We start from the raw sequence: 24,097 nt of genomic DNA on the forward strand, positions 1-24,097 counted from the left end.
TGCGCACGAGTCCTTGTCAGGGGCGCCGGCGCCTGGACTCCTTCTCGCGGATCAGGTCGAGGGAGATCACGCCGCCGATCACCGCATAGCGCACCAGCTCGGGCATGCCCGGGTCCAGGCGCAGCACATAGGTGCTGTGTCCCATCAGGGCCCGGCCGAGACCGGACCACTGCCGGCTCACCGCGGCCACCTGCGTGGACCCGGCCATGATCTGGAAGTCGTACTCGAAGAGGCTGCCGCGCAGGGTGAGCACCGTGCCGTCGGCGACCTCCAGGTCCACCTGCTTGGAGAAGAGCGTGAAGCGCTGGATGATCCGGGCGATCGGCCCGCCGGCGGCGTCCAGCACCTGGTACCGGTCTCGGCCCAGGGTGGCCAGGTCCTGCACCTGGAACAGGGTGGCACCGTTCAGATCGGTGACCTCGAACTGGCGGCTGCCCAGGAACATCCGCCCCAGTCCCGAACCGCGCGTGTGCACCTGGGCGATCGGCCGGCCCTGGGCGTCCTCGATCGCGAAGTCGCTGGAGAGCATCCCGGTGGTCTGCTGCAGCACCAGGACGTGTGCCTGGCCGGGATCTGGTGCGGATCGCTCGGACGGAGGCTGGGCGGGTGGCGTGGAACGCGGGCTCATTCACCTCAGTCTGGGCGGAGCGGACCGGGACGTCCACCGAGACGGAGATCACCGCGCGTGGAGGGTGGAGCGTTTCAAAAGTGAGGGAATACTCTCGAGGTGGACGTCGTTGTGCCAGGTGATTCAAATTTCAACGACTCGGATTTGCTGATCCGGACCCGCGCATCGCCAAGGAGCATCCCATGCAGTTCGGCATCTTCACCATCGGTGACATCACCACCGACCCCACCACCGGCACGACCCCCACCGAGAACCAGCGCATCAAGGACACCGTCCGGATCGCCCAGCACGCCGAGCAGGCCGGCTTCGAGGTCTTCGCCACCGGCCAGCATCACAACCCCCCGTTCGTGGCTCCGGGCAACCCGCCCACCCTGCTCGCCTACCTGGCGGCCACCACGGAGAAGCTGACCCTCTCCACCGCCACCACACTGATCACCACCATGGATCCGGTGCGCCTGGCCGAGGACTACTCCTACCTGCAGCACCTGGCCGACGGCCGCGTGGACCTGACCATGGGCCGCGGCAACACCGGCCCGGTCTACCCCTGGTTCGGCAAGGACATCCGCCAGGGCATCAACCTGGCCGTGGAGAACTACAACCTGCTCTACCGCCTGTGGCATGAGGAGACCGTGGACTGGCAGGGCCGGTTCCGCACCCCTCTGCAGGACTTCACCCTGACCCCGCAGCCGCTGGACGGCGTGGCCCCCTTCGTGTGGCACGGCTCCATCCGCTCCCCCGAGATCGCCGAGCAGGCCGCGTACTACGGTGACGGGTTCTTCCACAACAACATCTTCTGGAACAAGGAGCACATCATCCAGATGGTGCAGCTCTACCGCCAGCGCTACGAGTACTACGGCCACGGCAAGGCCCACCAGGCGTATGTGGGTCTGGGCGGTCAGGCGTTCATGCGCAAGAACTCCCAGGACGCCGTCAAGGAGTTCCGTCCGTACTTCGACAACGCCCCGGTCTACGGCCACGGCCCGTCCCTGGAGCAGTTCTCCCGGATGACCCCGCTGACCGTGGGCTCCCCGCGGCAGGTCATCGAGCGCACCCTGGAGTTCCGCGACTGGGTGGGCGACTACCAGCGTCAGATGTTCCTGATCGACCACGCCGGCCTGCCCACCGAGACCGTGCTGGAGCAGATCGACATCTTCGGCGAGGAGGTCCTGCCGGTGCTGCGCCAGGAGTTCGCGGCCCTCAAGCCGGCCGATGTCCCCGAGGCGCCCACCCATGAGTTCCTGGTGGAGCGTCACCGCCGCGGCGAGGATCCGGTGCCCGGCGGCGCCGAGGGATCCCAGGCCTACGCCGACCGCCAGCAGGCCCTGGCCGAGGCCGAGCAGCAGAGCGCGAAGGAGCAGAAGTGAGCCAGAACGCGTTCGACTCAGGCTTCGAGTCCGCCTTCGAGTCCACAGATCCCTTCACCTCGCAGGCACGGCACATCGCCGTGGTCTCGGGTGGGCTGAGCGACCCCTCCTCCACCCGCAAGCTGGCCGATCGGCTGGCCGAGGCCGCCACGTCCTACCTCTCGGATCGCGGCATCGTCCCGGAGGTGCACGTGATCGAGCTGCGTCTGCTGGCCACCGACCTCGCCGAGGCCATGGTCAACCCCGCCCGCTCGGAGGCCTTGACCCAGGCCCTGTCCCAGGTGGAGCAGGCCGACGGCATCATCGCCGTCTCCCCCACCTTCAAGGCCTCCTACTCGGGGCTGTTCAAGTCCTTCTGGGACCTGGTGGAGGACGGCTCGGTCACGAACGTGCCGGTGCTGCTCGGCGCCACCGGCGGCACCGCCCGGCATTCCCTGATGATCGACACCGCCCTGCGCCCGCTCTTCAGCTACCTGCGCACCAAGGTCATGCCCACCGCGGTGTTCGCCGCCTCGGACGACTGGGGCGAGGTGGAGGGCGGCACGGAGTCCACCCGCACCGCTCCCCTGCAGTCCCGGGTGCGCGCGGCCGGTGTGGACTTCGCCGAGGTCGTCGGGCGGCTGCCTGCTCGGCCGCGCCGCAGCACGGGCGAGTCCAAGCCCTTGGAGGTGATCCCCTTTGACCAACTCCTCCGCGGGAACTGAGGTTCCACAGACAGATCTCCCGACGACGGCTGGAGACGCTCCTGCCCCACGGCAGGAGGGCGCCTGGTCACGGTCCGCCACGCCAGAGCACCGGGAGAAGGACGCGGCCCTGCAGGCCTGGCGGGCCTACTTCGAGGCCACGGCCCTGCTGCAGGACCGCGCCGAACGGCACCTGAAGGAACAGGTGAACCTGTCCCTGGGCGACTACAACGTGCTGCTGCTGCTCAGCGAGGCTCCGGGCCACCGACTGCGCATGGGACAGCTGGCCAGCCAGATGGTGTTCTCCCCGTCCCGTCTGACCTACCAGGTCAAGACGCTGGAGGCTCGGGGGCTGGTCACCCGTCAGCCCTGTTCAGACGATCGACGCGGCTCTGAGGCGGAGCTGACCGACGCTGGCCGCCGGGTCTTCCGCAAGGCGGCCGCCGTGCACACGCGGCAGGTCCGGCAGGACTTCCTGGATCAGCTGAACGAGCACGAGACCGAGACCCTGCTGCAGGTCTTCTCCCGGCTGGGCCGATCCCTGGAGGACACGGGATCCTGACCGCCACCCACGGCGATGTGACCAGCTGGACCCGACACCAGCGTGGAGGACACCGCCTCAGCCCGTCTGGACGGTGATCTCCACGGAGTCGGCCCGTTCGGCCAGAGTGGGGATCTCCCCCAGCAGCTGCTGCAGGGTGGCTGCCATCAGCCGCAGGCCGGCCTCGTCCATGCCGGGTTCGGGAAAGGCCACGATCTTGAGTTCCGGGCCCGCGCCGCCTCCGGGCAGCACCTGTCCGGACGCGGTCTGTGTGGCCACCCCGGCTCCGGGGGCGAGTCCGATCCGCTCCAGCCCCGGCACCAGGTCCACCACGGATCCCACAGCGCGGGCCAGGGACGGATCCTGATAGGACGGCGTCCAGTCCTGCTGCTGGCCCAGAGCCCACACGGCAGGGCGGCGCACCACGAACGTGGTCTCCGCACCGGGGTCCACCACCACGATCTCGTTGCCCTCGTCCACCGCCGAGAGGCAGGCTCGGGGCATCCAGGCGGCCACCGGCCGGGCCTGCGGGTTCCAGCTGGTCAGTGCCGGCACCGAGGTGAACACCGGCAGGGCACGGCGTCCGTCCCGGGACTGCAGGGAGACCAGAGCGACGTCCGCCGCCTTGTCCCCGTGCAGGGTCTCGCCGTGCTCATGATCGTGTCCGGAGTGCTCGTGCTCCGAGGTCTCAGCCACCGTCGGGACCACAGCGGCGAACACCCGCATCCGGGAGAGCGTGCGGACCACATCGGCTTCGTCGGCCTCGCCCTGAGCCAGCCGGCCGAGCACCGCTGCCCATGCTGGGTCTGCCGTGCCGTCGTCGTGGTCGAAGGCGTGCAGCGGATTCGCTGAGCCCTCGATGCCCGGCCCACGCAGGTCACGCCCCTCCCACGCCACGCCAGCGGAGTCTGCGGGACGGCCCTGGTCGTCGCGGTGCTGGCGGGCCAGGTTGCGGTCGATCGCGGCCTGGATGTGCCCGGGCAGGTGCCGCTCGGCGCCGGAGTGGTTCGAGGACTCTGAGGGCACGGTCACTCAGCGGCAGGGGTGGGCGACTGCCGCACGGCATCCTCCACGGACACACCGCGCGAGACCAGCAGCGCCTGCTCCAAGGTGAAGCGTCCGGCGTAGAGGGCCTTGCCCATGATGGCCCCCTCCACCCCGGTGCCGACCATGGCGTACAGCGCCGCCACGTCCTCCAGGGAGGAGATGCCCCCGGAGGCCACCACGGGCTTGCGCGTCTTCTGGCAGACCTCAGCCAGCAGCTCGGTGTTGGGACCGCGCAGGGTGCCGTCCTTGGTGACGTCGGTGACCACGTAGCGGGCGCAGCCGGCCTGCTCCAGGCGGGCCAGCACCTCCCAGAGGTCCCCGCCCTCCTTGGTCCAGCCGCGGGCGGCCAGGGTGGTGCCCCGGACATCGAGCCCGACGGCGATCTGGTCACCGAAGCGCTCGATCACCCGGGCCGTCCATTCCGGGTCCTCCAGTGCGGCGGTGCCCAGGTTCACGCGGGTGGCGCCCATGGCCAGGGCGTTCTCCAGGGACTGATCGTCCCGGATGCCGCCGGAGAGCTCCACCTTCACGCCCAGTTCGTCCACCACGCGGGCCATGACATCGCGGTTGTCCCCGCGGCCGAAGGCGGCGTCCAGGTCCACCAGGTGGATCCATTCGGCGCCGGCGTTCTGCCAGGCCAGGGCGGCCTCGAGCGGGTCACCGTAGGAGGTGGCCGAACCGGCCTCGCCCTGGACCAGGCGCACGGCCTGGCCGTCCTGCACGTCCACGGCAGGCAGGAGCTCGAGCGCGGGTCCGGTGGTGGGAGTGGTCTGGGTCATGGTGGGGTCCTCTCGGGGATGGGGACGGGTGGAAGGTGTCAGGCGTCGCCGGGCAGGGCCAGCAGGATGCCGGCGATCACGGCCATCACGGCGCAGATCGCCACGGCGACCCACAGCCAGGTGGGGGCCTTCTGCTGGCGCAGCGACCAGGCCCCGCCCAGCAGCAGTCCGCCGAAGGCGATCATCAGGGTGGTCCACCAGGGCATCAGAGGGTCTCCAGCCAGTTGGAGAGCAGCTGCATCCCGGCGTCCCCGGACTTCTCCGGGTGGAACTGGGTGGCTGAGAGCGGCCCGTTCTCCACCGCGGCGATGAAGTCCGCACCGTGGTGGGCCCAGGTGACCTGCGGGGGGCGGATGTGCTGGATCGTCTGATCGAAGTCCCAGTTCAGCACGCCATAGGAGTGGACGAAGTAGAACCGTTCGTCTTCGATCCCCCGGAACAGCTGCGAGCCTTCCGGAGGCCGGACCGTGTTCCAGCCCATGTGCGGGACGATCGGCGCCGGCAGGGCCTCGACCACACCGGGCCACTCCCCCATGCCCTCCGTCCGTTCGCCGTGCTCCACACCGGCCTCGAAGAGGATCTGATGCCCCACGCAGATGCCCAGGACGGGGCGGCCTCCGGCGACGCGCCGCCCGATCCAGCGGGTGGCGCCGACCTGCTGCAGTGCCTGCATGACCGAGGCGAAGGCGCCCACTCCGGGCACCACCAGGCCAGCGGCGTTCATCACGGTGTCCGGGTCGGCGGTGAGGCTCACCTCAGCACCGGCGCGCTCCAGGGCGCGCACGGCGGAGTGGATGTTCCCGGAGCCGTAGTCCAGCACGGCCACGGACGGACGGGCACCGGCCATCAGAGGGCACCCTTGGTGGAGGGGATGCCCTGCACGCGTGGGTCATCCTCCACTGCGGCACGCAGGGCACGGGCGAACGCCTTGAACTGTGCCTCGACGATGTGGTGGGGGTCCCGACCCCGAACCACGTCCATGTGCAGGCAGATCGAGGCGTGGTAGGTGATGGATTCGAAGATGTGGCGGGTCATGGACCCGGTGAAGTGGCCGCCGATCAGGTGGTACTGCTGGCCCTCCGGCTCACCGGTGTGCACCAGGTAGGGACGGCCGGAGACGTCGACGACGGCCCGGGCCAGGGCTTCATCCAACGGCACGCTGGCCTCGCCGAAGCGGCGAATGCCACGCTTGTCCCCCAGGGCGGCCTTGAGGACCTCACCCAGGGTGATGGCCACGTCCTCCACCGTGTGGTGGACGTCGATGTGGGTGTCTCCCGTGGCCTGGACGGTCAGGTCGATCTGGGAGTGCTTGGCCAGGGCGGTGAGCATGTGGTCGTAGAACGGCACGGTGGTGGAGATCGTGGCCTGTCCGGTCCCGTCCAGGTCCATCTCCACCAGCACGTCCGACTCACTGGTGGTCCGCTGCATGCGTGCCTTGCGGCCTTCGAGGCGCTCCGCGCTCATCACACTGTGTCCATTCTTGATCGGGAGGAGAGACTGTCGTCCGCGCCCTCCCGCTGGAAGGTGGATTCGACCACTCGAGTCTACTGGGCCGTCGTCGGGCCTCGGCGGGGTGCTACGCCGCAGGGTCTACCGGCCCAGGACCTGGCGCAGCGCCGTCAGGAAGGCCGTGGTCTCCGCCTCCGTGCCCGCCGTGACGCGCAGGTGGCCGGGGATGCCGACATCGCGGACCAGCACACCGTGGTCCAGCAGTCCCTGCCAGGTGGCGTGCGCGTCCTCCAGCCCGCCGAAGAAGACGAAGTTGGAGTCGGACACCGCTGGGGACAGCCCGAGGGCGCGCAGCTCGTCGACGATCCGGTCCCGCTGGGCCTTGATGTCCTCCACGTTCTGCAGGAGGACCTCGACGTGCTGCAGTGCGGCGTTGGCCGTGGCCTGCGAGACGGCAGAGAGGTGATAGGGCAGGCGGACCAGTCGCAGGGCATCGGTGACCTCCGGTGCGGCGGCCAGGTAGCCCAGACGTGCACCGGCCAGGGCGAACGCCTTGGACATGGTCCGGGTGACGATCAGACGGGGGCGCCCCGGAAGCAGGGAGAGGGCGGACTCGGTGCCGGCCAGCGCGAACTCGGCGTAGGCCTCGTCCACGATCACCATGCCGTGGGACTCTGAGGCGGCCTCATAGACCGCCTCCACCACGTCCAGGCCCAGCGCGGTCCCGGTGGGGTTGTTCGGGGAGCACAGGATGGTCAGATTCGGCCGATGCTCGCGCACCTGAGCGGCGGCCGACTCGGCGGTCAGGGAGAAGTCCTCTGCACGCTGTCCGGCCAGGTACTCGGTGTCCGTGCCGGAGGCCAGCAGCGGGTACATGGAGTAGGTGGGCGGGAAGCTGAGCACGGTACGGCCGGGGCCGCCGAAGGCCTGCAGGATCTGCTGCAGGACCTCGTTGGAGCCGTTGGCCGCCCACAGGTTCGTCTCCGAGAGACCGTGTCCCAGGTACTTGGCCAGGCGCTGGCGCAGCACCGTGAACTCCCGGTCCGGGTAGCGGTTGAGGGTGGCGGCGGCCTCGGCCACGGAGGCGGTGACGGCTGCGACGACCTCTTCCGGGACCGGATGGGTGTTCTCGTTGGTGTTGAGCATCACCGGAACATCCAGCTGCGGTGCACCATAGGGGGTCAGTCCGCGGAGGTTCTCGCGCAGCGGCAAGGCCTCCAGGGCGTGTTGGGTCGAAGTTCTGTCCTGCTCACTCACCCGGACAGCCTAGGCGGTGCCGTGCGCCGCGGCCCCCCGGTGACGTGCCTGCTCAGCACATCACCGGGCGCTGGGCGGGACCGGCCTACGGCCAGGGGCCGTAGATGACGTTGGACTCGACGCCGTGTTCCTTCATGCGGAGGCGGAAGTCGCTATGGCCGTCATGGAGGATGCAGAACCTGGGGACACCCGAGTAGGTGCCGTCCGCACCAATCGTGACAGTGCCGGTCGCGTACTCGTAGACCTCGCCGGCTCGATGCGAGCCCTCGGCTCCCCGCGGCGTGCAGGTCACGGCGAGCTCACCCGGCGGGAATCCGATGAAGTCCATCTGGGTGTCCCAGCAGTTCGAGTACTCCGTGCCGCCGTTCTCGGTGCACGTGGAGATCGAGGACTTCGGACCCACGCTCAGACGCGCCGTGGGGTCCGGGATCGGCTCGGAACGCGCCGACTGGCCGGCCACCTGACAGTCCGCCCCGCCGGCGGCGCAGACCTGGATCTGGATCCGATAGTCCGTGGCCGCCTTGGTCTGCGGGGACTCATAGGAGCCGGAGTTGGGAACGCTGGAGCCGTTCACCGTGACGGCGAACGTCACCGAACGGCCGTTGCCCGCGCGGACCGTGTCCGGGTTCCAGCTGAACTTCACGCCGCCCTGGTGAGACGAGGCGGCGATCTGCGGCATGGCGTACGGCCCGTAGGCGGCCACTGTGGTGGCGGAAGCCGTCGGGCCGGGCCCGGCCTCATTCACGGCCCGCACCGAGACGGTGTAGGTGGACCCGTTGGCCGGAACCCGAATGGTGTCCGAGGTCGCCGCACCGAGACTGGTCCACCCGCCGCCGAGGGAGTACTCGTACCGGACCGGCGAGCCGTTGGCGGCAGCACCGGAGAAGGACAGGCTCAGGGTGTTGTCCTGACCGGTCGCCGACGTGCGAACACTGCTCACAGCACCCGGCAGTCCGAACGGTGTCACTGCCGAGGACTGCCCCGACGTCGGGGAATCACCCTTGCTGTTGGTGGCGGTCACCGAGAAGCGGTAGGCCGTGGACTTCTCCAGTCCGGACCAGGACAGCGAGGTGGTCCCGGCCCCGACCTGCCGAGTGCCGGCCACGGAGTTCCCGGCGTAGGCGGTCACCGTGTACCCGCTCAAGGGGGCGCCGTTGTCATCGGCCGCCGACCACGCCACCCGGACCACACCGCCATCGACGACGGACTGATCTCGGACGGCCGTGGGCGTGCCCGGCGCGAACGGCTTGCCCGCAGGGGTGACGTCCACCGACCACGGAGACCATTCCGAGGGTTCGTCCGCCTGGTTCAGTGCCTGGATCCGGAATCGGTAGGGCACGCCGTTGCCCAGCCCGTCCCACCGCAGCGACGTGGTGGCCCCGGTGCTGCGGGTCGCGCCCCCGGAGAGCGCCGGTGAGATCTGCACACGGTACTCGGTGATCGCCGATCCGCGATTCGCCGGCGGCGTCCAGGTCAGGTCGACCCGTCCGTCCTCGGCCGTCGCAGACGGGGCGGCGGGCATCTCCGGTCGCACATCCGGGACAGCCGGGGCAGAGGCTCCCGAAGGATCGGATTCACCGACCTCATTCGTCGCCGTCACCGTGAACCGGTGCTCCACCGCGTTCTCCAGTCCCGTGATGGTGCAGGTGGTGGAGCTGCAGGCCTGTGTCCTGCCGGTGGTGGTGTCGGTGACGGTGTATCCCGTGATCGGCGCGCCGTTGTCGGGCGGAGCGGCCCAGGACAGGGAGACCTGGCCGTCGTCGATCCCTTCGATGCGAGGCACCCCGGGGGCGCCGGGCGCACCCTTGACGACCACCGTGATCTCACCACGGGCCTGCCGCGCCTGGTCCCGGGTCATGTCCTGGATGGTGTAGGTGACCCTCATGCGCCCGGACCAGCTCTCGCCGGGCGTCACCGTCACCGTGGTGCCATCAGTGGTTGCGGTGCCCTCGCCGACCACGACCTGGGTGTCGACGATGGTCAACGGGGCCTCACCCTGGAACGGATTGACGTCATTCTCCAGCGCGGGCACCACCACCGGATCGCCGGACCGGGCGTCCTGGACGAGATCGGCGATGGCACGGGGCAGCTCGCGTGAGGTCCCGACGACGGCGACCGACACCCTGGCCGCCACCGGGTCCGAGTCCCCATCCGTGACGGTGAAGTCCACGGATCCAGCCCCGCCCCTCCGTGCATTGGCGGCCGGAGTCACGGTCAGGACGGTCCCCTCCAGGGTGGCCGCCAGATCCCCAGAGCGCTCCCCCAGCGCGAAGCTCAGGTCATCCCCGTCCGGATCGCTGGCCAGCGGCGCCAGGTCCAGGGTCACCGGATCCCCGCCCTGTTCGATCTGCATCTGGGTGGACTGCACCCTGGGCGGGTTGTTCTGTTCGGGCCGGGGAAGCACCGTCACCGGGATCGAGAGCGTGGAGACCAGGCCGTTCGGATCCGTGCCGTTCTCGCCGTCGGTGACGGTGACGTTCACCGAGGCGTTCCCGGAGAAGTCCTCGGCCGCGGTGAACGCCATCGTCGTGGCAGACCGCACCTCCAGCGAGGCACTGGTGGGAGCCGCAGTGGCGGAGGAGTCCTCGGTCAGCCGGGGACGACGGCCGTCTCGGACGCCGACATGGTCCTGGAGGTCCACGTCGAGGGACTCCCCTGCCATGACCTGCAGCGGTTCCCCCGTCAGCAGCCACGGCGGCCTGTTGTCGTTGCCGGGGACCAGGATGAAGGCGTGGCCGACGTTCCCGTCGATGTCGGTGACCGTGTACTTCACCGTCTGGGCTCCGGAGCCGACGGGGACCACGACGTCCTGGCCGTCGACCTGCACCCCGGCCTCCGCCGCAGCATCGTCCACGGTCACGGTGAGGTCCCCGACGGCACCGTCGGGATCCTCGTCATTGGTCAGGACCGAGACGACGACCTGGTCCTCATCGGCGATCTGTTCGTGTCCCAGGACATCATCCCGAGCGATCGGCGACAGCAGAGGTGCCTCCGGGCTGACGGTCACAGCCAGGTTGCCCGTGTCCTGGGCTCCTGCCGGGTCGGCGATCGTGTAGGTGATGTTGAGGAAGCCCGGTTCCTCGGGCGCCGTGACCTGGACCCGGCCTTCGATGATCTCGATGGAGGTCTCCGGGATGCTGGGGGTGAATCCGTCACGCACCAGCGCCACCTGGTCTCCGTCCGGGTCGGCGTCATTGGCCAGCACGTTGGTGGTGAAGGTGCGCCCGGGTCTGACCTCGACGGAGTCGTCCAGGGCGACGGGCGGATGGTTGACCTCCAGGGAGCGGGCGATGCCGATCGAGACCGTTCCGACCGCAGTGGCACCGAGACGATCGGTCACCAGGTAGGTGAAGGTGTCGGTGCCGGCGGAGTCGTCCGCCGCGCGGTAGACCAGGCGGCCCTGCTCCATGCGCACCGAGCCCTGCTTCGGGGGCGAGTCCACGCCGACCAGGGTGACCGAGTCGCCGTCCGGATCAGATCCTTCGAGGGCGATGGGGATGGACACGGACTCGCCTGCCAACACCCGAGACCGCACCGTGGGCGGAACAGGGGCAGAGTTGTTCGCACGGTCCATGGCGACCATGGTGATGTCCACGACTGCCGAGGCCCTCTGGCCGTCCGGACCACGGACGGTGTAGGAGACCTGGGTCCTTCCGGGGTCGTTCCCGGCTTGGACTCGCAGCTTCCCTTCGGAGGTGAAGGCGTCGAGACGCTCCGGAGACGGCGCCTCGGCCAGCTCCGGCTCAAGGATGAGGTCCTCCTGGTTGGGGTGCACATCATTGGCCAGGACGTCGATCGTGGCCACGTCGCCCACCCGGACCACCGCGGTGTCCGGGACGGCCACTGGGGGCTCCAGCACCTCTGGCTGGGGAAGCGGGACGACGGTGACTTCGCCCAGAGAGGTGCCCTGGGCGTTGGAGACCTCGTAGGTGAAGGTGATGGGGCGGGCCAGCCCACCGGTGTCCACCACCCGAATGTGGTTGAAGTCTTCGACGGCGACCTTGATGGGTGCGGCTCCTCCGGAGTCGCCGGTGACCGGCCGGACGCCCTGGACGACCAGGATCCCGCCCGACGGATCGGTGTCATTGCCCAGGACGTTCACCAGCACGTCCCCTCCTGCCGGCAGCAGGGCGGTGTCACGTACGGCCACGGGGAGTCCGCTGTCCTCGTCGCTGTCCACCACGTCCACCCGGATCAGGCCCGGGGCAGAGTCCAGCTCATTGGCGGCGATGTACTCCAGGTAGTGGGTGCCCGGGGAATCCCCGGAGATCTGGACGGTCCCCCCGGACGCCGAGTAGGCGATGTCCAAGGCCGGCACCTGCTGGACGAACGCCAGACGCAGCGATCCGCCGAGGGGATCCTGGTCGTTGGCCAAGGGAGTCACCGTGGCGACCTGTCCGACCTGGACGGTCACGTGGTCGGCCAAGGTGACCGGCGGCTCGACACTCCCCCGTTCCAGGACCTCGATCTGCACCTTGCCGGTCGCCGTCTCCCTCCCGTCCGAGACAGTGAGCTCGACCTCACGCAGTCCAGCCTCACCGGAGTTGTCCTGGAAGGTGAACTGGCCGTCTGGGCGAGTGCGGACGGCGTCATCGTCCGGCGCTGTGGCACCCACCAGCTGCAGGTCGTCTCCGTCGGGATCGATCCAGTCCGGCAGCACCTGAGCCGAGACGGATTCTCCGGCGGGGACCCGCAGCACCGGCACCCGCTCCTGGGTCGGTGCGGAGTTCTCCGACTCTGGAACCACACGCAGCCTGACCTCGGCATCATCCACGCCGTCAGCACGGCCGTCCCGAGCCTCATAGCGGATCGTCGCCGTGCCGGTCGCGTCCTCGGGCACCACGATCTGCAGTCCGACGCCGTCCAGGATGCGCTGCACGGTTCCGATGCCAGGCTGTTCGCCCACCATCCGGGCGACCAGGACATCCCCATCCGGGTCGGAGTCGTTGAAGAGCACCGGCAGCTGGGTGGTCCGCCCCGCCCGCACACCGAAGCTGTCATCGACGGCCACGGGGGGCCGGTTCTCCTCCTGGCGCTCCGGCAGAGCCGTCTGCTGGGTGACCTCGTCGGACTCCTCCTCGGTGTCCTCGCCCTTCCCCTTCGGGGGCTCCAGGTCGTCCCAGTTCGAGACCACCTTCATCTGGTCCAACACCATCCAGGTGGTTCCCTCGCCGGTGTCGTTCAGCACCACCTGGTCACGATTGACGCGAAAGACCAGGGAGCCGGATCCTGAGAGTTCTGGAATGGGAACGATCTCATCGTCATGGTCGCCCGCGCAGTCCCGCAGGTAGTAGCCGGTGGACCGTGATGCCGCATGGAGACAGCCGGCGGCGAAGACCGGTGCGGTGATCGTGCGTTCGTCTGCGGATCCGCCCGGCTGAAGGGCCCCGGCGGCAGCGTCGTCCGGCGCGGACAGGGGCACCGAGGTGACCGATCCGTTCTCCAGTCGCACACTCAGCAGCTCGGCAGACGTGGCCAGTCCCACGACACCGGAGTTCGGTCCGCCCGGCTGGGGAACGGCCCCGACCAGGCGGTCGTCCTGGACCTGACCCCCAGGCCAGACCACCGTCCCGGAGTCGGCATCCACGACGACGCCGGTGTCTCCAACGGCTGTGACGACCGGGGAGGTCATCGAGGCGAGCGCTGTCAGCGACTCGCGAGAGGACTCCTCCCAGGCGTTGTCGTCCTCGGAGGCGACGAAGCTGATCAGCTCTGCGGAGGCGAGGTCAGCGACAAGCACGGTCCCCGTGGTCGTCGTCGTGCTGGCCACGGCGCCGTCGGCCTCATACAGCGGGTCCTCCGAGGACAGGACGGGAGCCGGCGTGAAGGTCCCCGCGAAGACGGTCCCGTCCTCGGCCGAGTTGGCTGAGAAGGACCCCCCGCCGAGTGCGAAGTGCTCGGTGGCCGGGAGCATGGTCTGGTCGCCTGAGGACATCAGTGAGGCGTCGATGGAGACCAGGGCACCGCTGGCCGGATCGACCATGACGGCGTGTTCGTCCTGCTGGTGCAGCGAGTAGTTCTCGAAGGGGGCGCGGAATCCTCCGTCCAGGATGTGGGAGGAATGATTCAGATGCCCGATGAAGCCGTTGTCCTCCTTGGTGACCCAGATGGCTCCATCGTGGAGGTCGAGATCCGCCGTCTCCATGCCGGGATACAGGACAGATCCGGCGATGACCAGGGCTCCGACCGCTGAGAAGGCCGCCGGCTTCGATGCTCCACGCCAGCCCCGGCCCCATGCTCCCATCGGTGTCGGTCCTCCCCCATCAGACTGATGACATACCGCACCCACGGTCGCCTCATCCAGTGTAGGTGAGTGGGGCCCCCGCCTGATCCGACCCGGATCCGCCCTCGGAGATCAGCCGAACTGCGGAACGTAGAGCAGCTGACCGGGCTGCAGCTCGCTGTCCGTCAGAGAGTTCATGGCGCCGATCTGCTCGATGGTGGTCGTCCTGTCACGCTCCGGAGCGATCTCACCGGCGATCGACCACAGCGTCTCTCCGTAGCCGACGAGATGGGTCTCCACGGCAGCCGGAGCCTGATCGCCGGAGGCGGCGGCCGGGGTCAGGGCCGTGGATCCGAAGAAGACGGCGGCTGCGGTGATCAGGACGGCAAGGATCATCACCGGGAGTCCGTGCAGGAAGAAGCGGCCTCGACGGTTCAGACGGATGTCGGTCGCGGTACGGGTGGTGCTCATGGTGATCAGCCTTTCTGCCCGGAAGGTCCGGACGCATCGAACGCATGTTCGGATGACGTGTTCCTGTTCTAGCACATCCGTTCGAACGCGGACAAGACACGTTCGAACATATCTTTGAATCTGGGGCCACGCTCACGTAGCGTCAGATCCAACGGTCTAACAGCAGTGGAACCACCGCTGGCCGACCGAGAAGCACATCACCAGGCAGCACGGACACGATAAGGACGATCCCTATGGCAGGCCGGACCAGCGCCGAGGCACAGACCGATGGACAGGGGCCGCACCCCCTGACGGAGCGCCAGCGGGCGATCCTGGAATCGATCCGCACGGCGATCGCCCACCAGGGTTATCCACCGTCCATGCGCGAGATCGGCGACGCCGCTGGACTGGCGTCCCTGTCTTCGGTGACCCACCAGCTCTCCCAGCTCGAGAAGTGGGGCTACATCCGTCGCCACCCCGGCCGACCCCGGGCCATGGAGGTGCTGTTGGATGCCGACGGCGCACCCGTGCAGCATGGATCCACGCCTCTGGGATCCGGCTCCGTCCAGCCGGGCGATTCGACCACCGAGCACCGTGGGGCCACGGTGACCGCTCTGCACACGGCCGCCGTCGAGGGCTCGGCCGTGCCGGTCCCGTTGGTCGGCCGGATCGCCGCAGGTGGTCCGATCCTGGCCGACCAGCAGGTCGAGGACGTCATGACGCTGCCGCGTCAGCTCACCGGTGAAGGCGAGCTGTTCATGTTGAAGGTTTCGGGAGACTCCATGGTGGACGCGGCCATCTGTGATGGCGACTGGGTCGTGGTGCGGCGTCAGAGCTCAGCACAGAACGGTGAGATCGTGGCGGCCCTGCTGGACGACGAGGCCACGGTGAAGACCTTCCGCCAGCGGGACGGACACACCTGGCTGCTGCCGCAGAACAGCAGTTACGAACCCATCCTGGGCGACCACGCCACCGTGATGGGCAAGGTCGTCACGGTGCTGCGGGCCCTCTGAGCCGCTCCAGGACGCCCTGGACCACCTGAGGGTCGGTGGTCCCCCAGAAGTCGGGCAGCGTGGAGCGGAGGTAGCCGCCGTAACGCTCGGTCGCAAGCCGGGGGTCCAGGACGGCCACCACGCCGCGGTCCTCCTGGGTGCGGATCAGACGTCCCACCCCCTGGGCCAGACGGATGGCCGCGTGCGTGGCGGACACCGCCATGAAACCGTTGCCGCCATGACGGGCGATGTCCCGCGAGCGGGCCGTGGCCAACGGATCGTCCGGGCGCGGGAACGGAATCCGGTCGATCACCACCAGTCGGCAGGCCTCACCGGGCACGTCCACGCCCTGCCACAGGCTGAGCGTGCCGAACAGGGAGGTGTCCGGTTCCGCAGCGAATTGGCGGACCAGCGCGGACAGCGTCGCGTCCCCCTGGCACAGGATCTGCGGTGATGGCCCCAGCCGGGTGCGCATCGCCTCAGCGGCATCCTCGGCGGCCCTCTTGGAGGAGAACAGGCACAGGGCCCCGCCGCGGGATGCCCGCAGCAGGGATTCGAGCTCGTCCCAGGACTCCGGACTGGCGGTGCGACCGGGACGGGGCAGGTGCCGAGCCACGTAGAGCACCCCCTGACGTGGATAGTCGAAGGGGCTGCCGACATCGATCCCGGTCCACCGAGGTGCTCCCTGCCCCATCAGTCCGAGCGATCCGGCGACCGGGTCGAAGGAGGACCCCACCGCGAGTGTGGCCGAGGTCAGCACACCCGTCGCCTGTCCGAACAGTCCCTCACGCAGCTTCCCGGCCACGGACAGGGGTGCCACGTACAGCACGGGAGGCGCGGTCTCGTCTCCGGGCACCCATCCCACGCCCGGTTCGAAGTGACCGGGCCGACTGGCCCACACCACTTCAGGGTGCTCGGTGTCCGGCACCGCGGCCAGGATGCGGTCGGCAACCTCCAGGACGGTGAGCAGGCGGGCCCGGGCCATCTGTCGGCCGCTGTCCGCTCCCCCGGGGGACTCCCCACTTCCCGACGACGCCCCTCCAGTGGGCTTGGAGTCGCTCAGTGCCTGCCGGGCGGCTTGGCTGACGGCGCGCAGGGCGTTCTGCTGCAGTTCGTTGGGCCCCTGCGGCAGCAGCCCGGTGGGCGTGGCGGCGAAGGCCGCATCCAGCGCGGCTCCGGCCTGGGACAGGTCCTCCACGGCCGCAGCCGTGTGCCGGCGCACGGAGGAGACAGCGGCCTGCACGATGGTTCCGGAGAGCTGTCCGGTCACCGCTCCGGTGACTCGGTCCTGCAGTTCGTGCGCCTCGTCCACGATCGCCGCATCGAATTCAGGGAGCACCGCGAGCCCTTCGAAGGCGCTGATCGCCAGCATGGCGTGGTTGGTGACCACCACGTCGGCGTCAGCGGCCTGGGACCGCGCCCGTTCGGAGAAGCACTCCTCGGCCATCGGGCACCGCTGAGGTCCGATGCAGTCCACTGCCGAGACGGAGACCTGCCGCCAGGCCCGGTCGGAGACTCCCGGGTCCAGGTCATCCCGGTCACCCGTCTCGGTCTCCTCGGCCCATTCGCGCAGGCGCCGCACCTCACGCCCCAGCGGGGTCGTGGGATCCGTGCTCGCGGCCGCCATCCCAGTCATGGCCTCACCGTCGTCGGCCATCCCGAACAGCGTCTGGCCGTCCTCGTCCGGGAATCCTCCCTCGATCTTGTGCTTGCACAGATAGTTGGCCCGCCCCTTGATCAGGGCGACGTCCAGTGGCCGCGGCAGTTCGCCCTGAAGCGCCTCCAGCAGTGCCGGCGCGTCCCGGTGCATGATCTGTGCCTGCAGCGCGAGCGTGGCGGTGGCCACCACCACCGGTTTCTCTGCGTCGACGGCATGCCGCAGGGCGGGCACCAGGTAGGCCAGCGACTTGCCGGTGCCGGTGCCGGCCTGGACCAGCAGGTGGGTGCCGGTCTCCAGGGCCCGGGCCACCTCGACCACCATGCGCCGTTGCCCGTCCCGCCGTTGCCCGCCCAGGCTCTCAACAGCGGCGTCCAACAGGCGCAGCGCCTCGCGTTCGGCGTCCGTACGGGGCTCGTTCTCCGGCGGCTGATGCGCCTCTGTGCCCTGCGGGGTCCTGCTCGAGGTCATGCGGCGGGGCCACTGCCCTGGATGTAGGGACGCAGCTCGTCGGCGATGTCCTCCCGGACCAGCACGCGCAGCCTGGTCCCCTCGGCCTCGTAGGTCTCGGAGATGATCTCCGCCTCGGGTGAGTGCAGTCGTGAGACCACCTCTCCGTGGGTGAACGGGATCAGCAGGTCCAAGGCGACGTTCGGCCGCGGGATGGCCTCGGAGATCATCTGCTCCAGCTGGTCGATCCCCTCACCGGTGCGCGCCGAGACCACCACGGAGCGCGGCTCACGCTGACGCAGGCGGGCGATCACGAACGGGTCCGCGGCATCGGCCTTGTTCAGCACGATGATCTCCGGGATCCGGCGGGCATCCACATCGGTGAACACCTGACGCACGGCGGCGATCTGGCCCTCCGGATCCGGATGGGACGCGTCCACCACGTGCAGGATCACATCCGCGTCAGCCACCTCCTCCAGAGTGGAGCGGAAAGCCTCCACCAGCTGGGTGGGCAGTGACCGGACGAAGCCGACCGTGTCCGAGAGCGTGTATCCGATGCCGTCCGGGGTGACCGCCTTGCGGACGGTGGGGTCCAGGGTGGCGAACAGGGCGTTCTCCACCAGCACGCCAGCGTGGGTGAGGCGGTTGAGCAGGGAGGACTTGCCGGCGTTGGTGTACCCGGCGATCGCCACGGACGGCACCTGGTTGCGCTTGCGGTTGGCCCGCTTGGTCTCGCGGGCCGGCTTCATGGCGGCGATGTCCTTGCGCAGCTTGGCCATCCGGGTGCGGATCCGGCGACGGTCCAGCTCGATCTTGGTCTCACCGGGACCACGGGAGCCGATGCCCTCACCGCCGGCGGCACGGCCACCGGCCTGACGGGACATGGACTCGCCCCAGCCGCGCAGGCGTGGCAGCAGGTACTCGAGCTGGGCCAGCTCCACCTGTGCCTTGCCCTCACGGGACTTGGCGTGCTGGGCGAAGATGTCCAGGATCAGGGCGGTCCGATCGATCACCTTGACACGGACCACATCCTCCAGAGCGCGGCGCTGGGAGGGGGCCAGCTCGGAATCGACCACCACGGTGTCCGCACCGGTCATGGCCACGATCTCACGCAGCTCCTCGGCCTTGCCCTTGCCCAGGAACGTGGCCGGGTCCGGGGTGTGGCGCCGCTGGATGACGCCGTCCAGCACCTCGGAGCCGGCGGTCTCGGCCAGGGCGGCGAGCTCGCGCAGGGAGTTCTCGGCGTCCTCGGCGGTGCCCTCGGTCCAGATGCCAGCGAGCACCACGCGCTCCAGGCGCAGCTGGCGGTACTCGACCTCGGTGACGTCCTCGAGTTCGGTGGAGAGTCCTCCCACGCGGCGCAGGGCCTGGCGTGCGGCCAAGTCGTACTGTTCACCGTCGTCGTCGGTGTGGCCGTGGCCGCCCTCGGACAGGGCCAGCGCGCGGCCGGAGAGCAGTCCCTCGCTCTGGTCGGCCTCCGGCTGACGGGCGTCGGTGCTGTGTGAGGAGGCCCGGGCCGCGTCGGCGGCGAGGATCCGGTCGATCACGTCCTGGATCTGGGACTCGTTCTGGGGGTCGGATGCGTGGGTCATGGTCTCCTGGTCTGCAGTGTGCTGTTCAGCGTAGTCGGTGGGCCGGACGCGGTAGGCGTCTGGGCCGTCGTCGTGGTGGTCTCGGGCGGGGTCTCGTGGACTCATGGGATCCTCCGAAGGAATCGGCCGCAGCGGTGGACCCTGCGGAAGGTGGAACGCCAGTGGTCCTCATCGGCGAGGCCGGCGTGGAAGAAGGCGGTGACCGGACCGCGCAACCCGGTGGGGACGGTCAGTCCAGGAGTCGTCTCATCCCAGGACTGGTAGACGTGGAGGTACTCCTGATCCAGCTCGAACCCCCGGGAGCGGTACCAGGACCGGGCCGCGGCGTCCTCTCGGGTCCAGGCGTCCAGCTCGGTCACCTGAGACGGCAGCAGCAGCATCACCTGGTCCAACAACGCGGAGGCGATCCCGTGTTCCCGCCAGTCCGGGTGGACGGCCACGGTGTCGATGGTGGCCAGGTGGGACTCGTCGGTCCCCTCCTGCCCTACCTCGACCTCCAGGATCCCGACGACGTCACTCGCCTGAGCATCCACGGCCACCCAGGAGACCGTCTCCCCCTGCTCAGGCGACGGCGCAGGATGTGCCGTGCGGACGTCGTCGTAGTACTGGGAGTCCAGGAAGGACAGGGCACGGCAGCGCAGCCAGGAGCGTTCGTCCTGCGGCTCGTAGGGTCGCAGGCGCACGGCGGTGCGGTACAGAGAAGAGGGCATGTGGATCCTCAGGTCATGATGGACGGGTGCGGGCGATCACGGACCGCTCATCGTCAGCAGGGTCCGGAGCCGTCACGGGCGGGCCAGCGAGGGCTCAGCGCAGGAAGATCCACATGGCGACCATCCTACGGCCCGTGTCAAGCCGGTAGGCTCGGGCGGTGATGGATGGCGCACACTACTTCTCGGCCGAGCCCGGGACAGAGGAACGACGACGGACGCTCACCGTGGAGCTGGCCGGTCGCCGCGTGGAGGTGGAGACCTCCAACGGCATCTTCTCCCCCGACGGGATCGACAAGGGCACCGCGGCGATGCTCTCGGTGGTGCCCGATCCTCCGCAGTCCGGACGGTTCCTGGACATCGGGTGCGGCTGGGGTCCGCTGGCGCTGACCCTGGCTCTGCGCAGTCCGGAGGCCCAGGTGCTGGGCGTGGAGGTCAACGACCGCGCCGCCCGACTGTGCCGGGACAATGCCGCCGCCCTGGGCCTGGAGAATGTGAGCGTTCAGCGCCCGGACGAGGTCCCGGACGAGCAGACCTACGATCTGATCTGGTCCAACCCGCCCATCCGGATCGGCAAGCAGGCCCTGCACGAGCTGCTGCTGCTGTGGCTGCCGCAACTGGCCCCCGGAGGGACGGCCTGGCTGGTGGTGCAGAAGAACCTCGGCGCGGATTCGCTGCTGCCGTGGATGCGCGGCGCACTGGAGGAGATCGCCCCCGGTGAGTTCACTGCCGAGCGGGCGGACACCGTCAAGGGCTTCCGCATCCTGACTGTGACCCGTCGACCACAGAGCTGAGCCTGACTGTCCGGGCCCGCCTCAGGGCATCTGGCCGTCGAACACCAGCTCGGCCGGGCCGGAGAGCACCACGTGCTCAGCGCCGTCCGGGCCGGGCACGAACTCCACGCCCACCGCGCCACCGGGAACGTCCACGATCCACTGATCCGAGCCGGCGTCTCCTGCCCAGGCGCGCACGGCGGCCGCAGCCGCGCACGCACCGGTCCCGCAGGACTGGGTCTCCCCCACGCCCCGCTCGTGGACCCGCATCCGCAACCGGCCCACTCCCTCCTGCACCAGGGGTTCGGCGGGCACCACGAACTCCACGTTCGTCCCGTGCGGCGGTGCCGGATCCACGTTGGGCACCTGGTGCAGGTCCAGCCCGTCCAGTTCCATGTCCTCGGCCAGAGCCACCACGGTGTGCGGGTTGCCCATGGAGATGCTCAGCGCCGGACGTGGATCCTGCAGACCGGCGGCCAGCACCAGGGAGTCAGCCGCGCGCTCCAGGGCGAGCTCCTCGTCGATGTAGGACCAAGGACCCATGTCGATCGCATAGCCGTGGGCCGTTCGCCGCACCGTGCGAGCACCGGCACGCGTGCCGATGGTGACTGCTCCGCCCTCGGCCAGCTGCACCAGCCCACGTTGGGCCAGGTAGTGCACGAACACCCGCACCCCGTTGCCGCACATCTCCGCGATGGACCCGTCCCCATTGCGGTAGTCCATGAACCATTCGGCGTCAGGGGCGGCCTCGAGCAGATCACGCCCTTCCAGCAGCTCCTGGGAGCGCACCACCCGGATCAGGCCGTCGCCACCGATCCCCAGGTGGCGGTCGGTCAGCACGCGCACGTGGTCCGGAGTCAACTCGATGTCCCCTCGCTGGTCCTCCACGAGCACGAAGTCGTTGCCGGTGCCGTGGCCCTTGGTGAAGCGCAGGCCGGAGAGCTGCTGCTGGGCGGCGCTCTGGCGCTCGGGATCGAGGTGAGGAGAGGTCATGGCTCCAGTCTAGGTGTGCCGGGAGCCCGCTCCTCCGTCGCGGCGTGCACCACGGCCACGGCCTGGTCCACCAGGTCTGGGGCGTCCCAATCCAGCCAGAGAACCCGCGGATCGCCCCGGAACCAGGTCTCCTGCCGGCGGGCGAACCGACGCGTGGCCACCACGGTCTCCTCGACCGCCTGCCTCAGGGTGCACCGGCCGTCCAGCACGTCCAGCATCTGCTGGTACCCGATCGCCCGCGCGGCCGTCGGCCCCTCTCGCAGCCCACGGGCGTCCAGTGCGCGGACCTCCTCCAGCAGTCCGCGCTCCACCATCAGCTCCACGCGACGCTGGATGCGCTCGTGCAGCACCTCGCGCGGGATGCGCAGCCCGATCTGCACCACGGGGCCCACGTCATGGTGATACCTGCGTTCGGGCATGAAGGAGGAGAACGGACGGCCGGTGATCCGGTGGACCTCCAGGGCCCGGATGACGCGGCGGTCATCGCCCACCCGCTCCGCAGACGCCGGGTCGACGACGGCCAGTTCCGCCCGCAGGGCAGCGGTCCCCTCCTGCTGGGCACGGGTCTCCAGCTCCTCTCGGACCTGCGGGTCGGTGGGCGGGAACTCCAGAGTGTCCACGGCCGCGCGGACGTACAGTCCTGACCCGCCGGCCAGTACGGGGAGGTGTCCGCGCGCGCGGATCTGGGCGATCGCCTCCCGGGCCCACCCCTGGAAGTCCGCCACCGAGGCGGCCTGGTCGATCTCCAGCACGTCCAGCAGATGGTGCGGAACTCCCCCGCGCTCGTGCTCGCTGGCCTTGGCCGTGCCGATGTCCATGCCGCGGTAGAACTGCAGCGCGTCGGCATTGACCACCTCACCCCTCAGCCGCTGGGCCACCGCGACGCCCAATGCCGTCTTGCCGGACGCCGTCGGGCCCACCAGGGCGACGACGGGCAGTGCTGACGCAGACCTCTGCCGCATGGGGGGCGTCAGCTGCGCGGGCGCAGGGTGGGCATGCCGAGCAGGGTCGCTCCGCCCGGGGCGGTGCCAGCAGTGGGGACACCGCAGGAGTCGGCCTGGGCCCGATCCCAGGCGTCTCCGGCGCGGGAGCGTCGCAGCGTGTACCCGGTGCCGGTGGGGTCCAGCTCCGGGTCGGCCACCAGATGGTACGGGTGGGCCTCGGTGATGGCCACGGTCACGAAGTCCCCGGGACGGGGCTGCTCTGCGCCGGCGGGCACCGAGAAGTGCACCAGGCGGTTGTCCGGCGCCCGGCCGGAGAGCCGGCCGGTCTCGGCGCCCTTCGTGCCGGCGTGGGCGGTGACCAGCAGCTCCTGGCAGGTGCCGACCAGCTTCTGGGTCTCTTCGGCGCTGATCCGGTCCTGCAGGGCGGTCAGACGCTCGAAGCGCTCCTGCACGATCGCCTTGGGCACCTGGTTCTGCATCTCCCCAGCCGGAGTGCCCGGTCGGATGGAGTACTGGAAGGTGAAGGCTGAGGAGAAGCGCGAGGCCTCCACCACGTCCAGGGTGTCCTGGAAGTCCTCCTCGGTCTCTCCGGGGAAGCCGACGATGATGTCGGTGGTGATGGCCGCGTGCGGCATCCGCTCACGCACCGAGTCCAGGATGCGCAGGAACTTGGCCGAACGGTAGGAGCGGCGCATGTCCTTGAGGATCCGGTCCGATCCGGACTGCAGCGGCATGTGCAGCTGGGGCATCACGTTGGGGGTCTCCGCCATGGCCTCGATGACGTCCTCGGTGAAGGAGGCCGGGTGCGGACTGGTGAACCGGACGCGCTCCAGCCCCTCGATCTGCCCGCAGGCGCGCAGCAGCTTGGCGAAGGCTCCCCGGTCTCCAAACTCCACTCCGTAGGTGTTCACGTTCTGGCCGAGCAGGGTGACCTCCACAGCACCGCCGTCCACCAGGGCCTGGACCTCGGCCAGGATCTCCCCGGGACGACGGTCCTTCTCCTTGCCGCGCAGGGAGGGGACGATGCAGAACGTACAGGTGTTGTTGCAGCCCACGGAGATGGAGACCCACCCGGAGTAGGTCGAGTCGCGCTTGGTGGGCAGCGTGGAGGGGAAGACCTCCAGCGCCTCGAGGATCTCCAGCTCGGCCTGCTGGTTGTGGCGGGAGCGTTCCAGCAGAGCCGGCAGGGACCCGATGTTGTGGGTGCCGAAGACCACATCCACCCAGGGGGCCTTGGAGATGATCGTCTGCTGGTCCTTCTGAGCCAGGCAGCCGCCCACGGCGATCTGCATGCCGGGGTGGTTGTCCTTGACCGAACGCAGATTGCCCAGATTGCCGTAGAGACGGTTGTCGGCGTTCTCTCGGACCGCGCAGGTGTTGAACACCACCAGGTCCGGTTCCACGCCCTCCCCGGCGGGTGCATACCCTGAGGACTCGAGCAGTCCGGAGATGCGTTCGGAGTCATGGACGTTCATCTGGCAGCCGAAGGTGCGCACCTGATAGGTGCGTTCGGCACGGGGATCGGCGGTGAGAGTCACCGGACCATTCTAGTGGCCGTGCGCCGGGGC

At 69.4% G+C, this 24,097-nt stretch carries 20 protein-coding genes; 5 read left to right on the plus strand and 15 right to left on the minus strand.

The features are described from left to right. Positions 1 to 16: 16 nt before the first annotated feature. Positions 17 to 628, minus strand: a complete 612-nt coding sequence (locus BM355_RS03985) for an LURP-one-related/scramblase family protein (protein WP_091694922.1) — start codon at positions 626 to 628, stop codon at positions 17 to 19. Between the two features lie 182 nt (positions 629 to 810). Here BM355_RS03985 and BM355_RS03990 point away from each other — a divergent pair, with 182 nt between their 5' ends. From BM355_RS03990 to BM355_RS04000, 3 genes are read left to right on the plus strand one after another with little or no spacing between them, the layout of a single operon-like run. Further along, entirely contained in the window at positions 811 to 1,992 is a 1,182-nt protein-coding gene (locus BM355_RS03990) for an LLM class flavin-dependent oxidoreductase (RefSeq protein WP_091694925.1), read from the plus strand. Next, a complete protein-coding gene (locus BM355_RS03995; protein WP_091694929.1) occupies positions 1,989 to 2,696 on the plus strand; it encodes an FMN reductase in 708 nt (235 codons plus the stop codon). Before BM355_RS03990 ends, BM355_RS03995 begins: the two co-directional genes overlap by 4 nt. Beyond that, the gene (locus tag BM355_RS04000; RefSeq protein WP_245760580.1) at positions 2,671 to 3,237 is read left to right on the plus strand and encodes a MarR family winged helix-turn-helix transcriptional regulator; all 567 of its coding nucleotides are present in this window, start codon (positions 2,671 to 2,673) and stop codon (positions 3,235 to 3,237) included. Before BM355_RS03995 ends, BM355_RS04000 begins: the two co-directional genes overlap by 26 nt. A gap of 57 nt (positions 3,238 to 3,294) precedes the next feature. Here BM355_RS04000 and BM355_RS04005 read toward each other — a convergent pair whose 3' ends face one another. The 8 genes from BM355_RS04005 to BM355_RS04035 form a co-directional block, all read right to left on the minus strand. Continuing rightward, positions 3,295 to 4,248, minus strand: a complete 954-nt coding sequence (locus BM355_RS04005) for an SseB family protein (protein WP_177227824.1) — start codon at positions 4,246 to 4,248, stop codon at positions 3,295 to 3,297. Beyond that, complete coding sequence (gene priA / locus BM355_RS04010; protein WP_091694932.1) at positions 4,245 to 5,042, minus strand: bifunctional 1-(5-phosphoribosyl)-5-((5-phosphoribosylamino)methylideneamino)imidazole-4-carboxamide isomerase/phosphoribosylanthranilate isomerase PriA; 798 nt, start codon at positions 5,040 to 5,042, stop codon at positions 4,245 to 4,247. The genes BM355_RS04005 and priA overlap by 4 nt, the downstream gene beginning before the upstream one ends. A gap of 38 nt (positions 5,043 to 5,080) precedes the next feature. Then, positions 5,081 to 5,248: a hypothetical protein gene (locus BM355_RS14310; protein WP_177227825.1), complete on the minus strand. Its 168-nt coding sequence runs from the start codon at positions 5,246 to 5,248 to the stop codon at positions 5,081 to 5,083. Next, positions 5,248 to 5,889, minus strand: a complete 642-nt coding sequence (gene hisH, locus BM355_RS04015) for an imidazole glycerol phosphate synthase subunit HisH (RefSeq protein WP_091694935.1) — start codon at positions 5,887 to 5,889, stop codon at positions 5,248 to 5,250. The genes BM355_RS14310 and hisH overlap by 1 nt, the downstream gene beginning before the upstream one ends. After that, a complete protein-coding gene (gene hisB, locus BM355_RS04020; RefSeq protein WP_091694938.1) occupies positions 5,889 to 6,506 on the minus strand; it encodes an imidazoleglycerol-phosphate dehydratase HisB in 618 nt (205 codons plus the stop codon). The genes hisH and hisB overlap by 1 nt, the downstream gene beginning before the upstream one ends. Positions 6,507 to 6,632: 126 nt before the next feature. Beyond that, positions 6,633 to 7,748, minus strand: coding sequence for a histidinol-phosphate transaminase (locus BM355_RS04025; protein ID WP_091694942.1), 1,116 nt, complete (start codon positions 7,746 to 7,748; stop codon positions 6,633 to 6,635). A gap of 85 nt (positions 7,749 to 7,833) precedes the next feature. Beyond that, entirely contained in the window at positions 7,834 to 13,992 is a 6,159-nt protein-coding gene (locus BM355_RS04030; RefSeq protein WP_091694948.1) for an Ig-like domain-containing protein, read from the minus strand. Between the two features lie 111 nt (positions 13,993 to 14,103). Then, positions 14,104 to 14,442: a LysM peptidoglycan-binding domain-containing protein gene (locus tag BM355_RS04035; protein ID WP_091694951.1), complete on the minus strand. Its 339-nt coding sequence runs from the start codon at positions 14,440 to 14,442 to the stop codon at positions 14,104 to 14,106. A gap of 233 nt (positions 14,443 to 14,675) precedes the next feature. Here BM355_RS04035 and lexA point away from each other — a divergent pair, with 233 nt between their 5' ends. After that, positions 14,676 to 15,434: a transcriptional repressor LexA gene (gene lexA / locus BM355_RS04040; RefSeq protein WP_091694954.1), complete on the plus strand. Its 759-nt coding sequence runs from the start codon at positions 14,676 to 14,678 to the stop codon at positions 15,432 to 15,434. Here the strand turns inward: lexA and BM355_RS04045 are convergent. The 3 genes from BM355_RS04045 to BM355_RS04055 form a co-directional block, all read right to left on the minus strand. Beyond that, a complete protein-coding gene (locus BM355_RS04045) occupies positions 15,412 to 17,541 on the minus strand; it encodes an ATP-dependent DNA helicase (RefSeq protein ID WP_091694957.1) in 2,130 nt (709 codons plus the stop codon). The two genes, lexA and BM355_RS04045, sit on opposite strands and share 23 nt — an antisense overlap. Continuing rightward, entirely contained in the window at positions 17,538 to 19,112 is a 1,575-nt protein-coding gene (gene hflX / locus BM355_RS04050) for a GTPase HflX (protein WP_091695398.1), read from the minus strand. Before hflX ends, BM355_RS04045 begins: the two co-directional genes overlap by 4 nt. Before the next feature lie 101 nt (positions 19,113 to 19,213). Continuing rightward, positions 19,214 to 19,822: a GNAT family N-acetyltransferase gene (locus tag BM355_RS04055; protein ID WP_091694961.1), complete on the minus strand. Its 609-nt coding sequence runs from the start codon at positions 19,820 to 19,822 to the stop codon at positions 19,214 to 19,216. Positions 19,823 to 19,983: 161 nt separating this feature from the next. Here BM355_RS04055 and BM355_RS04060 point away from each other — a divergent pair, with 161 nt between their 5' ends. After that, positions 19,984 to 20,613: a class I SAM-dependent methyltransferase gene (locus tag BM355_RS04060; protein WP_091694966.1), complete on the plus strand. Its 630-nt coding sequence runs from the start codon at positions 19,984 to 19,986 to the stop codon at positions 20,611 to 20,613. A 21-nt stretch (positions 20,614 to 20,634) separates the two neighbouring features. On the opposite strand, the gene dapF is transcribed toward BM355_RS04060, so the two are convergent. Genes dapF through miaB form a run of 3 tightly spaced genes read right to left on the minus strand, consistent with a single transcriptional unit; the run spans position 20,635 to position 24,067 of the window. Beyond that, positions 20,635 to 21,585 carry a diaminopimelate epimerase gene (gene dapF / locus BM355_RS04065; protein WP_091694974.1) on the minus strand — a complete coding sequence of 317 codons (951 nt, stop codon included), beginning with the start codon at positions 21,583 to 21,585 and terminating at the stop codon, positions 20,635 to 20,637. Beyond that, positions 21,582 to 22,547 (minus strand): tRNA (adenosine(37)-N6)-dimethylallyltransferase MiaA, encoded by a 966-nt coding sequence (gene miaA / locus BM355_RS04070; RefSeq protein WP_091694977.1) that lies wholly within the window; start codon positions 22,545 to 22,547, stop codon positions 21,582 to 21,584. The genes dapF and miaA overlap by 4 nt, the downstream gene beginning before the upstream one ends. Positions 22,548 to 22,555: 8 nt before the next feature. Continuing rightward, complete coding sequence (gene miaB, locus BM355_RS04075) at positions 22,556 to 24,067, minus strand: tRNA (N6-isopentenyl adenosine(37)-C2)-methylthiotransferase MiaB (RefSeq protein ID WP_091694981.1); 1,512 nt, start codon at positions 24,065 to 24,067, stop codon at positions 22,556 to 22,558. Between the last annotated feature and the right edge of the window lie 30 nt (positions 24,068 to 24,097).

Origin of the sequence: Micrococcus terreus, from assembly GCF_900116905.1 — a bacterium.
In the GTDB taxonomy this organism is placed as follows: domain Bacteria; phylum Actinomycetota; class Actinomycetes; order Actinomycetales; family Micrococcaceae; genus Citricoccus; species Citricoccus terreus.

Excerpts from the sequence above, each read along its gene's own strand:
- BM355_RS03985 (WP_091694922.1), bottom strand. The coding sequence starts at position 628 with ATGAGCCCGCGTTCCACGCCACCCGCCCAGCCTCCGTCCGAGCGATCC.
- BM355_RS03990 (WP_091694925.1), top strand. The coding sequence starts at position 811 with ATGCAGTTCGGCATCTTCACCATCGGTGACATCACCACCGACCCCACC.
- priA (WP_091694932.1), bottom strand. The coding sequence starts at position 5,042 with ATGACCCAGACCACTCCCACCACCGGACCCGCGCTCGAGCTCCTGCCT.
- BM355_RS14310 (WP_177227825.1), bottom strand. The coding sequence starts at position 5,248 with ATGCCCTGGTGGACCACCCTGATGATCGCCTTCGGCGGACTGCTGCTG.
- hisH (WP_091694935.1), bottom strand. The coding sequence starts at position 5,889 with ATGGCCGGTGCCCGTCCGTCCGTGGCCGTGCTGGACTACGGCTCCGGG.
- hisB (WP_091694938.1), bottom strand. The coding sequence starts at position 6,506 with ATGAGCGCGGAGCGCCTCGAAGGCCGCAAGGCACGCATGCAGCGGACC.
- BM355_RS04030 (WP_091694948.1), bottom strand. The coding sequence starts at position 13,992 with ATGGGAGCATGGGGCCGGGGCTGGCGTGGAGCATCGAAGCCGGCGGCC.
- BM355_RS04035 (WP_091694951.1), bottom strand. The coding sequence starts at position 14,442 with ATGAGCACCACCCGTACCGCGACCGACATCCGTCTGAACCGTCGAGGC.
- lexA (WP_091694954.1), top strand. The coding sequence starts at position 14,676 with ATGGCAGGCCGGACCAGCGCCGAGGCACAGACCGATGGACAGGGGCCG.
- BM355_RS04045 (WP_091694957.1), bottom strand. The coding sequence starts at position 17,541 with ATGACCTCGAGCAGGACCCCGCAGGGCACAGAGGCGCATCAGCCGCCG.
- hflX (WP_091695398.1), bottom strand. The coding sequence starts at position 19,112 with ATGACCCACGCATCCGACCCCCAGAACGAGTCCCAGATCCAGGACGTG.
- BM355_RS04055 (WP_091694961.1), bottom strand. The coding sequence starts at position 19,822 with ATGCCCTCTTCTCTGTACCGCACCGCCGTGCGCCTGCGACCCTACGAG.
- BM355_RS04060 (WP_091694966.1), top strand. The coding sequence starts at position 19,984 with ATGGATGGCGCACACTACTTCTCGGCCGAGCCCGGGACAGAGGAACGA.
- dapF (WP_091694974.1), bottom strand. The coding sequence starts at position 21,585 with ATGACCTCTCCTCACCTCGATCCCGAGCGCCAGAGCGCCGCCCAGCAG.
- miaA (WP_091694977.1), bottom strand. The coding sequence starts at position 22,547 with ATGCGGCAGAGGTCTGCGTCAGCACTGCCCGTCGTCGCCCTGGTGGGC.